Source organism: Thermomonas sp. S9, assembly GCF_024704365.1.
Classification (GTDB): Bacteria; Pseudomonadota; Gammaproteobacteria; order Xanthomonadales; family Xanthomonadaceae; genus Thermomonas.
The window spans coordinates 920437-934990 of record NZ_JAJDFY010000001.1 but is presented as its reverse complement, the minus strand read 5'-3'; the positions used below and the strand labels follow the sequence as shown (position 1 = coordinate 934990).

Below are 14554 nucleotides of genomic sequence, written 5' to 3'. Positions count from 1 at the left end.
CCATCATGCCGCATGCCCGCGCAGCAGCAACCACCCGGCCAGCGCCGCCAGCAGCACCAACGCCGCCCAGCCGATGTGCTCGATCCAGCGGTGCAGCGCACGTTCGGCGCGCTCGCCGCCAAGCCGGATCACCAGCGCCAGCAGGTACACGCGCTTGCCGCGCCCGACCAGCATCGCGGCCAGGAACGGCAGCAGCGGCACGCCGACCACGCCGCTGGCCCAGGTGAAGATCTTCAGCGGGATCGGGGTGAACCCGGCCAGCACCAGCAGCCAGAACGCCTGCCACGGCGAATGCGCAACGATCGCGCGCAGATCTTCCACCTGGGCCTCGATCCGCTCCAGCCAGCCCAAGGTGGACAGCGCCGGCTTCACCAGCTCGTAGGCGTAATGGCCCAGCAGATAGCCGACCACCGCCCCCAGCAGCGAGCCCAGCAGGCTGATCCCGGCGAAGCGGAACGCCCGCTTCGGCTGCGCCAGGGACATCGGCGCCAGCATCACCTCGGGCATCACCGGGAACACGATGGCCTCGACGAAGCTGAGCCCGCCCAGCAGCGCGGGCGCCTTCGGATGCCGGGACCAGGCCAGCGTGCGCTGGTACAACGGGCCGAACAGGCGCATCAGTCGATCATCCCCGACAGCAGCGGCACGAATACCACCGCACCGAGATCCTCTTGCGTGATCGCGCCATCGGCGTCCTTGCACAAGCGGAGCAAAGTCTGTGCGCCGGCCGTGCCGACCGGGGCCACCAGCACGCCGCCGGGGGCCAACTGCTCCAGCAGCGCCTCCACCAGCGCGGGACCGGCGGCGGTGACGATGATGGCGTCGAACGGGGCCTGCTCCGGCCAGCCGATGCGGCCGTCGTCGTGCTTGCTGCGCACATGCAGGCCGAGCGCGCGGAAACGCTTGCGCGCGGTGCGCAGCAGGTCGCCGATGCGCTCCACCGTGAACACCTCCAGGCCCAGCGCCGCCAGCACCGCCGCCTGGTAGCCGGAGCCGGTGCCGACTTCCAGCACCCGCTTCGGGCTGCCGTCGCGCAGCAGGGCCTCGGTCATCTTGGCCACCACGTACGGCTGCGAGATAGTCTGCCCGTGCCCGATCGGCAGCGCGTTGTTCTCGTAGGCACGGCTGGCCAGCGCCTCGTCCACGAACTGGTGCCGCGGCACGGTGCGGATGGCGTTCAGCACGCGCTCGTCGGCGATCCCGCCGCCGCGCAGGTCCTCGATCAGGCGGTCGCGCACGCGCTGCCCGGTCAGGCCCATACCGACATCCGCCGGCTGCAGGCGCAGGCGCGCGATCACGGCCGCGCCTCCAGCGCCGCGGCCAGCCCATCCACCCAGCCGGCTACCTGCTCCAGCGCCTGGTAGCGGGTGAGGTCCACGTGGATCGGAGTGATCGCGATATGGCCGCTGCGCACCGCATGGAAGTCGGTGCCGGGGCCGGCGTCCTGCTCGTCGCCGGCGGCGCCGATCCACCACCACTGGCGGCCGCGCGGGTCCTGCTGCGGCGTGCACGGCTCGGCGCGGTGGCGATGGCCCAGGCGGCTGGTCTCGAAGCCGCGGATGCGCTCCCACGGCAGGTCGGGCACGTTGACGTTGAGGATGGTGCTGGCCGGCAGCGGATCGCGGCGCAGGCGCTCGACGATCTCCACCGCGGCGCGCGCGGCGCTGGCGTAATGAAAACCGCGATGGTCCTCGGTCACCAGCGACACCGCCACCGCGGGCAGACCCAGGAAGCGGCCTTCCATCGCCGCCGCCACCGTGCCCGAATAGATCACGTCGTCGCCCAGGTTGGCGGTGTTGTTGATGCCGGACACCACGATGTCGGGTTCCAGGCCGAGCGCCTCCAGCATCCCGGTGACCGCCACGTGCACGCAGTCGGTGGGCGTGCCGTACACCTTCCAGGTGCGATCGTCCATGCGCAGCACCCGGATCGGCGCGTCCAGCGTCAGCGAATTGCTGGCGCCGCTGCGGTCGCGGTCGGGCGCCACCATCACCACGTCGTGGCCGGCATCGCGCAGTCCCCGGGCCAGGGCGTGGATGCCGGGGGCATCGACGCCGTCGTCGTTGCTGACCAGGACCCGCATCACGGCATTGGAACGATGTGCATGCGGGCATGATACCGGATGCCCGGCGCGCTTCGCGGTACCCTGTGGCGCATGCGCAAGGCCCCGCCCGCCGACGATCCGGCTGCCGCCGAGGACGACGCCAGCCTGTTCCGCGCCGCGATCGGCGCCGACGCCGGCCGGGTGCGTCCGCTGCCGCCCGCGCCGCCGCCACCCGCGCCGCCGAAGCCGAAACCCGCGGCCCGCATGGCCCGCCGCGACGAGGACGCCGCGCGGCAGGAGTTCCGCCAGCTGCTGGTGTCGGCGCTGGAGGCCGGCGACCCGCTGGCCTACCGGCGCGAGGACGTGCCGCCGCGGGTGCTGAAGACGCTGGCGCGCGGCGGCTATGCGGCGCAGGAGGAACTGGACCTGCACGGCCTGCCCGCACGCGCGGCGGAGGACCTGCTGCGCGCCTTCCTGCGCGACTGCCGCGCGCACGGCGTGGCCTGCGTGCGGATCGTGCACGGCAAGGGCCGCAATTCGGAGGAACGCCTGCCGGTGCTGAAGAACCTGGTGGACCGCCTGTTGCGCCAGCGCGGCGACGTGCTCGCCTTCCACTCCCCGCCGGCCGCGCAGGGCGGCACCGGCGCGGTGCTGGTGCTGCTGGAAAAGCACTGAAGCCGCCCCCCGCCCTCGCTCGCGACGAAGGCGCGGGGCGTCCCGCTCATTGCGATGGCGCGGCCGCATCCACGACCGCGCCCAGCTCGCGCAACACGGTCGTCGCATAGCCGCCGGGCGGCAGCGCAAAGCGCAATTCCAGCACATCCTCCGCCGGCCAGCCCCAGGCCAGGTCCTGCAGGCGCAGGCGCAGGGCGCGGCGCTCCTGCGCCAGGCCCGCCTCTTCCAGCCCGCGCCGCAGGCGGGTGGCGGTATCGCCTTCCAGCGCGGCCAGCTCCAGTTCGCGGGCAGCACCCGCGCTGCGCAGTTCGCCCGCACCCCACAGCGGGCCGCTGGGATGGATGTCAAACGCGTCCAGCCGCGCCTGCAGCCCGGGCGTGAACGGCTCCGGCCCGAACACGCTGCGACGGCCGTCCAGCAGCCACATCTCGCCCTCCAGCGGGCGATCCCAGCAGTCCTGCGCGACCCGCACCGCCAGCACCCGGTTGAACAGTTCCGAACGCGCCGCCGACAGCAGCAGCGCGCGCTCCTCGCGCCTGACCCGGCGCCCGGCGAACATCGCCACTGCCTGCGCCACGTTGCCGCCGCCGCGCCCGAAGCGCTGCTCGCCGACGTAGTTGGGCAGCCCGCGCTCGGCCAGCGCCTGCAACCGTGCCTCGATCGCCGCGCGCTCACCTGTGACCTGGCGCAAGACCAGCACGAAGCGGTTGCCGGCCAGCGCGCCGCGCGGCAGCTTGCGCGCGTGCCAGGCATGCTCCAGCACGCGCAGGTCGTCGGCCTCGAGCGCGGCCAGGTCCGGCGCCTGCTTCTTCGGCAGCCACACGCTGAAGCGCTGGCGGGTGACGGCGTGGCGATCCTTCATCCCGGCGTAGCCCACCGCCGACTCCGCCACGCCCGCCCACTGCGCGATCCGGCGTGCGGCGAACGCGGTGTTCATGCCGCGCTTCTCGACCGTCAGCAGCAGGTGCTCGCCGGCTCCGCTGGGCGCGAACCCGGGCAGTTCCTCCACGAAGAAGTCCGCGGCCGTGCTGCGCATGCGCGCGGCGAGCACCGGCGCGCCATGCGCGCGCGGCAGCGGATCGCGCGGAGCCTCCTCCGGCAGTCCGGCATCGCTCACGCGCGCACCAGCAGGCAGACCGCCTGCGCGGCGATGCCTTCGCCGCGACCGGTGAAACCGAGCTTTTCGCTGGTGGTGGCCTTCACGCTGACCGCCTCGATGCCGATGCCGAGGTCGGTCGCGATCACCTCGCGCATCGCCTGCGCATGCGGGCCGACCCTGGGCGCCTCGCAGACCACGGTGAGGTCGCAGTTGCCGACCCGCCAGCCGCGCGCGCAGCAGCGCATCGCAGTGGCGGAGGAAGGCGCGGCTGTCGGCGCCCTTCCAGCGCGCGTCCGACGGCGGGAAATGGCGGCCGATGTCGCCCAGCGCCAGCGCGCCGAGCATGGCGTCGCACAGGGCGTGCAGCGCGACATCACCATCGGAATGCGCGAGTACGCCGCGCTCGTGCGGGATGCGCACGCCGCCCAGCATCACGTGGTCGCCCTCGCCGAAGGCATGCACGTCGAAGCCCTGGCCGATGCGGATGTCGGTCATCAGCGGTTCTCCAGCAGGAAGGCCGCCAGCGCGAGATCCGCCGGAGTGGTCACTTTCAGGTTGTCCTCGCGACCTTCCACCAGCCGCGGGCGCAGGCCCAGGCGTTCGACCGCCATCGCCTCGTCGGTGGCCACCACGCCGTCCGCGCGCGCCGCCAGCAGCGCACGCCGGAGCAGGTCGCGGCGGAACGCCTGCGGGGTCAGCGCGCGCCACAAGCGCTCGCGCGGCTCGGTGGCCGCGATCCGGCCATCGCCGTCCGCGCGCTTGAGGGTGTCGCGCACCGGCGCGGCGAGGATGGCACCCTCCGCGCAGGCCTCGGCGGCCGCGATCAGCCTGCCGATGTCATCCGCGTGCAGGTTGGGACGCGCGGCATCGTGCACCAGCAGCAGCGCATCGTCGGCGACGCTCGCAGGCAGTGCCTCAAGCGCGGCCAGCACCGAATCGGCGCGCTCGCCGCCGCCGGTGCAGGTGATCACCGGCTTGCCCCGGCGCGTGGTCCAGCCAGGCCAGTAGGGATCATCCGCCGCCAACGCGATCACCGCACCCTCCACCTGCGGATGCGCCAGTAGCGCATCCATTGCGTGCGCGAGCAGCGGCTTGCCGGCGACCTCGAGGTACTGCTTGGGACGCGCACCACCGAAGCGCAGGCCGCGTCCGGCGGCCGGGATCAGCGCCCAGCTCATTGCGAAGGCTCTTCTTCATGCGCAGGCGGCTGCGCCGGCGCGGCCGACGCCGGGCGGTCGATCACCCGGTAGAACGTCTCGCCGGGCTTGACCATGCCCAGCTCGACGCGCGCGCGCTCCTCCACCGCCTCGCCGCCGCCCTTGAGGTCGGCCACCTCCGCCGCCAGCGCATCATTGCGCGCCTGCAGGCGCGCATTCTCGGCCGCCTGCGCGGCGACCTGCGCCTTGAGCGCGGCTACGTCGCGCTGGCCGCCACTGCCATACCACAGCTTGTACTGCAGCGCCGCCAGCAACAGCAGCAGACCCAACAGCAGCCAGCGCATGGATTTCACCGCCGCCCCGGCCGCCTTCAGCGCCGCAGGGACACGAACGCCTCGCGCCCGGCATAGCGCGCCGCGGCGCCCAGCTGCTCCTCGATCCGCAGCAGCTGGTTGTACTTGGCCACGCGGTCGCTGCGGCACAGCGAGCCGGTCTTGATCTGGGTCGCGGTGGTCGCCACCGCGATGTCGGCGATGGTGGTGTCCTCGGTTTCGCCGGAGCGGTGCGAGACGACCGCGGCATACCCGGCCGCCTGCGCCATCGCGATGGCCTCCAGCGTCTCGCTCAGGGTTCCGATCTGGTTGACCTTGATCAGGATCGCGTTGGCGATTCCATCGGCGATGCCCTGGCGGAAGATGCGCGGATTGGTGACGAAATTGTCGTCGCCCACCAGTTGCACCTGGGCGCCAAGGCGCTGGGTGAGCAGCTTCCAGCCGGCCGCGTCCTGCTCGGCCATGCCGTCCTCGATGCTGACGATCGGGTACTGGCGCACCCAGCCTTCGAGGAACTCGACCATCTGCTCGGCCGACAGGCGCTTGCCCTCGCCGGTCAGCTGGTACTTGCCGTTCTCGAAGAACTCGCTGGCGGCAGCGTCCAGGCCCAGCGCGATGTCCTCGCCAGCCTTGTAGCCGGCCTTGCCGATCGCCTCGAGGATGGTCTCCAGCGCTTCCTCGTTGCTGCGCAGGTCGGGCGCGAAGCCGCCCTCGTCGCCGACCGCGGTGGACAGCCCGCGCCCTTTCAGCACGCTCTTGAGCGCGTGGAACACCTCGGCACCGGCACGCAGTGCCTCGGAGAAGCGGTCGAAGCCGACCGGCAGGATCATGAACTCCTGCAGATCCACGTTGTTGTCGGCATGCGCGCCGCCGTTGATGATGTTCATCATCGGCACCGGCAGCATCGCCGTCGCGCCGGTCATGCCAGCCAGGGACTGCCACAGCGCCTGCTTGCGCGAGGCCGCCACCGCATGCGCGGCCGCCATCGACACGCCCAGCAGCGCGTTCGCGCCCAACCGGCCCTTGTTCTCGGTGCCGTCGAGGTCGATCAGGCGCTTGTCCAACCCGGCCTGGTCGGCAGCATCGAAGCCGGCCAGCGCCGCGGCGATCGCACCGTTGACGTTGCCCACCGCCTTCAAGACGCCCTTGCCGCCGTAGCGGGTCTTGTCGCCATCGCGCAGCTCCACCGCCTCGCGGGTGCCGGTGGACGCGCCCGAGGGCACCGCGGCGCGGCCGAAGCTGCCATCGGCCAGGGTCACTTCCGCCTCGAGGGTGGGGTTGCCGCGACTGTCGAGGATCTCGCGGGCGTGGATGCGGGTGATCGTGGTCATCGTGTTGGATCGTCCAGGGATGTTCAGAGGGTCTGTTCCAGGAAGCCGCCGCGCTTGGTCGCCGCGTCCAGTTCCAGCAGGGTTTCCAGCAGCGCTTCCATCTTGCCCAGCGGCCAGGCGTTGGGGCCGTCGGACAGTGCCTTGCTGGGGTCGGGATGGGTTTCCATGAACAGGCCGGACACGCCCACGGCGACCGCCGCGCGTGCCAGCACCGGCACGAACTCGCGCTGGCCGCCCGAGCTCGTACCCTGCCCGCCCGGCAGCTGCACCGAATGGGTGGCATCGAACACCACCGGGCAGCCGGTGTCGCGCATCACCGCGAGGCTGCGCATGTCGCTGACCAGGTTGTTGTAGCCAAAGCTGGCTCCGCGCTCGCAGACCATGATCTGGGTGTTGCCGGTGGACCTGGCCTTCTCCACCACCGGCTTCATGTCCCACGGCGACAGGAACTGGCCCTTCTTGATGTTGACCGGCTTGCCAGCCTCGCAGACCTTGCGGATGAAATCGGTCTGGCGCACCAGGAACGCCGGCGTCTGCAGCACGTCCACCACCGCGGCCACCTCGTCCATCGGGGTGTACTCGTGCACGTCGGTGAGCACCGGCACGCCCAGCTGGCGCTTGACCTCGGCCAGCACGCGCAGGCCCTCCTCCATGCCCGGGCCGCGGAAGCTGTGCAGCGAGGTGCGGTTGGCCTTGTCGAAGCTGGACTTGAAGATGAAGTGGATCCCGAGCTTGCCGGTGATCTCCTTCAGCTGCCCCGCCACGTCGATCTGCAGCTGCTCGCTCTCGACCACGCAGGGACCGGCGATCAGGAACAGCGGTTGGTCCAGCCCGACCTTGAAGCCACAAAGATCCATGGATGCGCTCACTTCTGCTTGCCCGCCCGGCGTTCGCGGGCGGCGCGGATGAAGCCGATGAACAGCGGATGCCCGCTGCGCGGCGTGGACAGGAACTCGGGATGCGCCTGGCAGGCCAGGAACCACGGATGCACGGCCTGCGGCAGCTCCACCATCTCCACCAGCAGATCATCCATGGACACGGCAGAAATCACCAGGCCGGCGGCCTCCAGCTGGGTGCGGTAGCGGTTGTTGAATTCGTAGCGGTGGCGATGGCGCTCGGCGACCACGTCCTTGCCATACAGCGCGTGCGCCAGCGTGCCCGGCTTGATGCGCTGCTCCTGCAAGCCCAGGCGCATGGTGCCGCCGAGGTCGGACTCCTCGCTGCGACGCTCGACCTCACCGCTCTGGGTGCGCCATTCGGTGATCAGGCCGATCACCGGATGCGCGGTGTTGCGGTCGTTCTCGGTGCTGTTGGCGCCGGCCAGCCCGGCCTCGTGGCGGGCCATGTCCACCACCGCCGCCTGCATGCCGTAGCAGATGCCGAAATACGGCAGCCCGGTGGCGCGCGCGTACTGCGAGGTCAGCACCTTGCCTTCGAAGCCGCGGTCACCGAACCCGCCCGGCACCAGCACGCCGTCCACGTCGGCCAGCAGCGCGGCCGCGCCCTCGCGCTCGACGTCGCCGGCCTCCAGCCACTTCAGGTTCACCCGCGTGCGCTGGCGCAGGCCGCCGTGCTTCAGCGCCTCGGCCACCGACTTGTAGGCGTCCTTGTGGTCGATGTACTTGCCGACCACCGCGATCGTCACCTCGTCGTCCGGGTGCTCGGCGGCATCCACCACCGCGTCCCATTCCGACAGGTCTGCCGCGCGCGCCTTGTCCTGCAGGCGCAGCTGCTCGACCACGATCTGGTCCAGCGCCTGCGCATGCAGCCAGCGCGGGATCTTGTGGATATTGTCGAGGTCGATCGCCGACACCACCGCCTTCTCCGGCACGTTGGTGAACAGCGCGATCTTGCGGCGCTCACCCGCCGGCAGCGGCTTCTCGCTGCGGCACATCAACACGTCCGGCTGGATGCCGATGCCGCGCAGCTCCTTCACCGAGTGCTGGGTGGGCTTGGTCTTGAGCTCGCCGGCGGCGGCGATGTACGGCACCAGGGTCAGGTGCATGAACATCGCCTTGTCCGCGCCGCGCTCGATGCGCAGCTGGCGGATGGCCTCGAGGAACGGCAGCGACTCGATGTCGCCCACGGTGCCGCCGATTTCCACGATGCCCACGTCGAAGCCGGCGGTGGCGGCGTCGATGCAATGCTTGATCTGGTCGGTGACGTGCGGGATCACCTGCACCGTGCCACCCAGGTAATCGCCGCGGCGTTCCTTGCGGATCACCGTGTCATAGATCTTGCCGGTGGTGACGGAATTGCGCCCGGACAGACGGGTATTGACGAAGCGCTCGTAGTGGCCGAGGTCGAGGTCGGTCTCGGCGCCATCGTCGGTGACATAGACCTCGCCGTGCTGGAACGGGCTCATGGTGCCCGGATCGACGTTGAGGTAGGGATCGAGCTTCATCATCGTGACCCGCAGGCCACGGGCTTCGAGGATGGCCGCGAGCGAGGCGGCGGCGATGCCCTTGCCAAGCGAGGACACCACGCCCCCGGTGACGAACAGCAGGGGCGTATGGGAAACGGGGGATGTCATGGCGGCAGCATGTCGCTGGAAATGCGCATTCTAGCGGCAAGCCCCGGGCGCGTGCACGGCGCCCGCCACGCCGCGCAGGCTTAAGCCATTGATCCGGATACACAAAGCGGGCTGCCAGCGGCTCCGCCGACGGGGCAGACACCGCCCGCCTCAGGTGCGCGGCTGCGCCGCGAGCCAGGCTGCGGCCCCGACCAGGCCGAGGTCGCCGTGCTCCAACGCGTGCACAGGGACCTGGCGCAGGGTGTCGGACAGCACGCCCTTGTCGAGGAAGCGCCGCATGAACGCGCCATCGCGCAGGTGTTGCAGCAAATGCCCGGTGAGGCCGCCGGCCAGGCACACCGAGCGCGCGCGGAAGACCAGCGCCAGGTCGCCGGCGAAGCTGCCCAGCCAGCCGCACAGCAGGCTCACTGCCTCGGCGGCGAGCGGGTCCTGTCCGCCGTCCGCTGCCGCCACCACCTCGGCCGGCGCCTGCCAGCGCGGCGGCAGGTTGCGCAGCGCGCACAGCGCCTGGTACAGCGTCACCAGTCCGGGCCCGGAGAACACCCGCTCGCTGGCCACGTGGCCGAAGCGCGCCTGCAGCAGACGTACAACCTCAAGCTCCAGCGGCGTGCCTGCCGCCAGCGCGGCCTGCCCCGCCTCGCTGGGCTGCACGACCAGCCGCCCCGCGTGCTCCACCAGCAGCGCGGCGCCCAACCCGGTGCCCGGGCCCAGCAGCAGGACCGGCCGCGGCAGGCCGTCCGGCTCCCCCAGTGGCAGGAACTGCGCCCGCGGAATGCGCGGCAGCGCCCACGCCAGCGCCTCGAAATCGTTGACCAGATGCAGTTGCGCGATGCCGGCATCGCGCCGGGTCGCCGCCAGCGATACCGGCCAGGCCAGATTGCCGTTGAGCAGGGCATCGCCCTGCAATACGCCGGCAATGGCCACCACGCAGACCTTCGGGATGTCACGCTCGCCCGCCGCCTCGGCCTCGTGGCGAAACTGGCGCAGCACCGCCGCCAGGCTGGCGAAGGCCGCGCATGCGTAGCGGCGGTGGAAGCCGACGCGGAACCCATCGTCCGCAAGATCCACCAGGCCCAGCCGCGCATAGGTGCCGCCGACGTCGGCCGCTACCAGCCGCATCCCGGGCGCCGTCGCGCCACTGCCCATTGCCTCCCCCAATCGAACCTCCCCGCGCCGCCGCCGAATACCGCCGAATGCCAACCGATTGCCGATGCCGACCTGGATGCGCCAGCGCCGCCAGGATTGTAGGCCATGGCCCCTGCCGGCAGCGGCCGCGCCCGCGCTTGACCACGACCGCGCGCGCGCCCATCCTGCCGCGTCCCCACGCAGTCCGCACGCATGAACACCCGCTACAACGCCGCCGACATCGAAGTTCTTTCCGGTCTGGACCCGGTCAAGCGCCGGCCCGGCATGTACACCGACACCAGCCGCCCCAACCACCTGGCGCAGGAGGTGATCGACAACGCGGTGGACGAGGCGCTGGCCGGGCACGCGAAGGGCATCGAGGTGACCCTGCACGCCGACGGCAGCTGCGAGGTAGCCGACGACGGCCGCGGCATGCCGGTGGACATCCATCCGGAGGAGAAGATCCCCGGGGTCGAGCTGATCCTCACCCGCCTGCACGCGGGCGGCAAGTTCAGCAACAAGAACTACACCTTCAGCGGCGGCCTGCACGGCGTCGGCGTGAGCGTGGTCAACGCGCTGTCGAAGAAGGTCGATGTGTTCATCAAGCGCGACGGCAGCGAATACCACATGGCCTTCGCCGACGGCGACCGCGCTTCGCCGCTGCAGGTGGTGGGCGCGGTGGGCAGGAAGAACACCGGCACCCGCGTGCGCTTCTGGCCCGACCCCAAGTACTTCGACACGCCGAAGTTCAACCTGCGCGCGCTCAAGCACCTGCTGCGCGCCAAGGCCGTGCTGTGCCCGGGGCTGGCCGTCGCGTTGTTCGACGAAGCCAGCGGCGAGCGCGTGCAGTGGCAGTACGAGGATGGCCTGCGCGACTACCTGAAGGACGAGCTCGACGGCCGCGAGCTGCTGCCGCCGGAGCTGTTCGTCGGGTCGCTGAAGAAGGACACCGAGGGCGCGGACTGGGCGGTGGCCTGGGTGCCCGAGGGCGAGCTGGTGCAGGAAAGCTACGTCAACCTGATCCCCACCGCCCAGCACGGCACCCACGTGAACGGGCTGCGCACCGGCTTCACCGAGGCACTGCGCGAGTTCTGCGACTTCCGCAACCTGCTGCCGCGCGGCGTCAAGCTGGCGCCCGAGGACGTGTGGGATCGCATCGCTTTCGTGCTGTCGCTGAAGATGACCGACCCGCAGTTCTCTGGTCAGACCAAGGAACGCCTGTCCTCGCGGCAGGCCGCCGGGTTCGTGGAAGGCACCGCCCACGACGCGTTCTCGCTGTGGCTGAACCAGCACGTCGAGCTCGGCGAGAAGATCGCCCAGCTTGCCATCGAGCGCGCCTCGGCGCGGCTCAAGACCGAGAAGCAGATCGTCCGCAAGAAAGTGACCCAGGGCCCGGCGTTGCCGGGCAAGCTGGCCGACTGCATCAGCCAGGACCTGTCGCGCACCGAGCTGTTCCTGGTCGAGGGCGACTCCGCCGGCGGCAGCGCCAAGCAGGCACGTGACAAAGAGTTCCAGGCGATCCTGCCGCTGCGCGGCAAGATCCTGAACACCTGGGAGGTGGCATCCGGGCAGGTGCTGGCCTCGCAGGAGGTGCACGACCTGGCGGTGGCGATCGGCTGCGACCCCGGCAAAGACGACATCGAGGGGCTGCGCTACGGCAAGATCATCATCCTGGCCGATGCCGACAGCGACGGCCTGCACATCGCCACCCTGCTCAGCGCGCTGTTCCTCAGGCACTTCCCCGCACTGGTGCGCACCGGCCACGTGTTCGTGGCGATGCCGCCGCTGTTCCGGGTGGACGTGGGCAAGCAGGTGTTCTACGCGCTCGATGAAGAGGAAAAGCGCCTGCTGCTGGAGAAGATCCAGCGCGAGAAGCTCAAGGGCCCGGTCAACGTCACCCGCTTCAAGGGCCTGGGCGAGATGAACCCGCAGCAGCTGCGCGAATCCACCATGCACGTGGACACCCGCCGCCTGGTCCAGCTGACCGTGGACGACGACGCCGCCACCGCCGGCCTGATGGACATGCTGCTGGCCAAGAAGCGCGCTGCGGATCGCAAGAGCTGGCTGGAGCAGAAGGGCGACCTGGCGACGCTTGACGTCTGAACCCGGCGCGCCATCGCCCCCCGGCCGTTGCGACGGCCCCACCTTCATTGCCGCGGACGATCCCCCGCGGCGCGGCTGGAGCAGAAGGGCGACCTGGCGACGCTTGAGGCGTGAGCAACCCATCAATCCAGCGAAAGGGAGTCCAAAGCGTGAGTTTTGTGGGTATCCTATGCCGGGTTGTAAGCTACGCTACGGGGAGAACATGCGACATTTCTTTTTTGCATTGACAGCATCACTGGCATTGCTGCCGGCTGCGCATGCGCAAACGATTCCAGCAGAACAGTTCACCAAGCGCCCAGAGGCCTGGGAGGTCGAATTGTCGCCGTCCGGCGAATACATCGCGCTTGCAGTCCCGTCGAAAGATGGCATGGAGACGTCACTCGAAGTGACAAATCTGGCAACTGGCAAGTCCCAAGTCATGCGCTTCGGAAGCCAGCAACATGTTTCCAACATCCACTGGACAGCGGATGACCAGTTGGTCGTATCACGCGCATCGCTGGAACCATTGAAGGCCAGACCGGTATCCCTGGGCGAGCTTTACAGCACCAACATCAAGGCAAAGAATCAGGATATCCTGTTCGGATTCGTTCCCGACACTGAAACCAAGCGCGGCAAGCGCAAAGATCGCGGCATATCGGTAATCGCGAAAGTATTGCATAACGAGCCCGGGATGGCGCTCGTCGACTTCACCTGCTGGGACTGTGGTGAAGAGCCGGATACCGTAATCTTCAAGGTCAATACCCGCACCGGCGAGCGCAAGGAAATCGAGCGCGGCGACCGCCTGGCCTCATACCAGTTCGACCAGGGCGGAGAACCGCGCTTTCGGACCACTTGGGACGAAAATGACGAGCCCGTGCTTGCATACCGCAAAAACAAAGGCGATCCCTGGCAGCCGCTGCCAAAATCCATAGCAGGCCGACTGATCTATTCGGTGCGCTTTGCGCCAGACAACAACACTGTCTATGCGCTTGTGACGGATGCCCTTGAGCCTGCTCAGGCTTACAAAATAGACCTCAAGGCCGGCACTCGCATGAAGCTGGCCGGTGATCCGGATGTTGCGGTCAGTGCGTTTCTCTATTCTGGCCTAGACGGCATCCCGTTTGCCGTGACCTACGATGCCGCAAAACCCGCTTTACAGTATCTGGAGCCGAATTCGGAGTGGACCAAACTCCACTCCGGACTGATGGCCGCCTTCCCCGGCGAAATGGTGTCGTTCAGGGGCTTCAGTCGGGATGGCAACAAGGTCCTGTTCAGCGTCTGGTCCGACCGCGACCCTGGTAGTTATTACGTTTATGACCGCACTGCGCGCAAAGCCCAGAAAATCATCGATTACTTGCCGGGGCTGAAAGCAGAGGAGTTGGCCCAGACCCGCCCGATCGAGTTCGCCAGCCGCGATGGGCAGAAACTGTTTGGCTTCTTCACTGCCAAGGGCAGCGGGCCGAAGCCCATGATCGTAATGGCACATGGAGGGCCATTCGGCATCTATGACACCTGGGGCTTCGATGAGCAGGTTCAGTTCCTTGCCAGTCGCGGCTATGCCGTATTGCAGATCAATTATCGGGGGTCAGGCGGACGCGGCGAGGCATTCCAGAGAAGCGGCTGGCAGGGGTGGGGCACCACCATACAAAATGACATCGCCGATGGAGTTCATTGGGCTATCGCCAACAAATTGGCGGACCCCAAGCGAATTTGCACCTCTGGGGCAAGCTTCGGGGGCTATACCGCGCTGATCCAGCCGATCCTCAACCCTGGCATGTATCGCTGCGCGATCGGTTACGTCGGTGTCTACGACCTCCCGCTGATGCTCAAAACTGACAAAAATTACGGGATATCGAAGCGTTCGCGAAGGTTCTTCGACAGAACACTGGGCACCGACTCCGATGCGTTAGCCAAGATTTCGCCTGCCCGCCACGCCGATGCGATTGGTGTTCCGGTGATGCTGATCCATGGGCGTGATGATAAAACAGCCGACTTCAGCCAATACAAGGCGATGGAAGCCGCTCTGAAAGCACAGGGAAAAAGCGTCGAAGCATTCATCGCAGAGGGCGAAGGCCATGGCTTCTACAAGCCGGAGAACCGCGCCGAGCTCTACAAGCGGATGGAGGCATTCCTCGGCAAGTACATCGGCCCCGGGGCCGCGCCCGCAGGCAACTGA

At 69.0% G+C, this 14554-nt stretch carries 13 protein-coding genes and 1 pseudogene; 3 read left to right on the top strand and 11 right to left on the bottom strand.

Annotated elements, in window-relative coordinates; genetic code table 11:
* Positions 1-3: 3 nt before the first annotated feature.
* Genes LJB71_RS04640 through surE form a run of 3 tightly spaced genes read right to left on the bottom strand, consistent with a single transcriptional unit; the run spans position 4 to position 2083 of the window.
* On the bottom strand, positions 4-618 hold the full coding sequence (locus LJB71_RS04640; protein WP_259303266.1) for a YqaA family protein: 615 nt from the start codon (positions 616-618) through the stop codon (positions 4-6).
* The gene (locus LJB71_RS04635) at positions 618-1298 is read right to left on the bottom strand and encodes a protein-L-isoaspartate(D-aspartate) O-methyltransferase (RefSeq protein ID WP_259303265.1); all 681 of its coding nucleotides are present in this window, start codon (positions 1296-1298) and stop codon (positions 618-620) included. The genes LJB71_RS04640 and LJB71_RS04635 overlap by 1 nt, the downstream gene beginning before the upstream one ends.
* Complete coding sequence (gene surE, locus LJB71_RS04630) at positions 1295-2083, bottom strand: 5'/3'-nucleotidase SurE (protein ID WP_259303264.1); 789 nt, start codon at positions 2081-2083, stop codon at positions 1295-1297. Before surE ends, LJB71_RS04635 begins: the two co-directional genes overlap by 4 nt.
* 72 nt (positions 2084-2155) lie before the next feature.
* On the opposite strand from surE, the gene LJB71_RS04625 reads away from it, so the two are divergent.
* Positions 2156-2719, top strand: a complete 564-nt coding sequence (locus tag LJB71_RS04625; RefSeq protein ID WP_259303263.1) for a Smr/MutS family protein — start codon at positions 2156-2158, stop codon at positions 2717-2719.
* Between the two features lie 46 nt (positions 2720-2765).
* Here LJB71_RS04625 and truD read toward each other — a convergent pair whose 3' ends face one another.
* From truD to LJB71_RS04585, 8 genes and pseudogenes are all read right to left on the bottom strand, one after another.
* Positions 2766-3836: a tRNA pseudouridine(13) synthase TruD gene (gene truD / locus LJB71_RS04620; protein WP_259303262.1), complete on the bottom strand. Its 1071-nt coding sequence runs from the start codon at positions 3834-3836 to the stop codon at positions 2766-2768.
* Positions 3833-4316 (bottom strand): annotated as a pseudogene (gene ispF / locus LJB71_RS04615) (2-C-methyl-D-erythritol 2,4-cyclodiphosphate synthase). The gene truD and the pseudogene ispF overlap by 4 nt, the downstream one beginning before the upstream one ends.
* A complete protein-coding gene (gene ispD, locus LJB71_RS04610; RefSeq protein WP_259303261.1) occupies positions 4313-4996 on the bottom strand; it encodes a 2-C-methyl-D-erythritol 4-phosphate cytidylyltransferase in 684 nt (227 codons plus the stop codon). Before ispD ends, ispF begins: the two are co-directional and overlap by 4 nt.
* Positions 4993-5328 (bottom strand): cell division protein FtsB, encoded by a 336-nt coding sequence (ftsB, locus tag LJB71_RS04605; RefSeq protein ID WP_259303260.1) that lies wholly within the window; start codon positions 5326-5328, stop codon positions 4993-4995. Before ftsB ends, ispD begins: the two co-directional genes overlap by 4 nt.
* 17 nt (positions 5329-5345) lie before the next feature.
* A complete protein-coding gene (gene eno / locus LJB71_RS04600) occupies positions 5346-6638 on the bottom strand; it encodes a phosphopyruvate hydratase (protein ID WP_259303259.1) in 1293 nt (430 codons plus the stop codon).
* A gap of 23 nt (positions 6639-6661) precedes the next feature.
* Positions 6662-7495 (bottom strand): 3-deoxy-8-phosphooctulonate synthase, encoded by an 834-nt coding sequence (gene kdsA, locus LJB71_RS04595; protein ID WP_114960113.1) that lies wholly within the window; start codon positions 7493-7495, stop codon positions 6662-6664.
* An 8-nt stretch (positions 7496-7503) separates the two neighbouring features.
* The gene (locus LJB71_RS04590) at positions 7504-9171 is read right to left on the bottom strand and encodes a CTP synthase (protein WP_259303258.1); all 1668 of its coding nucleotides are present in this window, start codon (positions 9169-9171) and stop codon (positions 7504-7506) included.
* Positions 9172-9321: 150 nt separating this feature from the next.
* Positions 9322-10290 carry a glucokinase gene (locus LJB71_RS04585; protein WP_259303257.1) on the bottom strand — a complete coding sequence of 323 codons (969 nt, stop codon included), beginning with the start codon at positions 10288-10290 and terminating at the stop codon, positions 9322-9324.
* Between the two features lie 219 nt (positions 10291-10509).
* Here LJB71_RS04585 and parE point away from each other — a divergent pair, with 219 nt between their 5' ends.
* Together parE and LJB71_RS04575 are read left to right on the top strand one after the other, a co-directional pair.
* Positions 10510-12399, top strand: coding sequence for a DNA topoisomerase IV subunit B (parE, locus tag LJB71_RS04580; protein WP_259303256.1), 1890 nt, complete (start codon positions 10510-10512; stop codon positions 12397-12399).
* Between the two features lie 202 nt (positions 12400-12601).
* On the top strand, positions 12602-14554 hold the full coding sequence (locus LJB71_RS04575; protein WP_259303255.1) for an alpha/beta fold hydrolase: 1953 nt from the start codon (positions 12602-12604) through the stop codon (positions 14552-14554).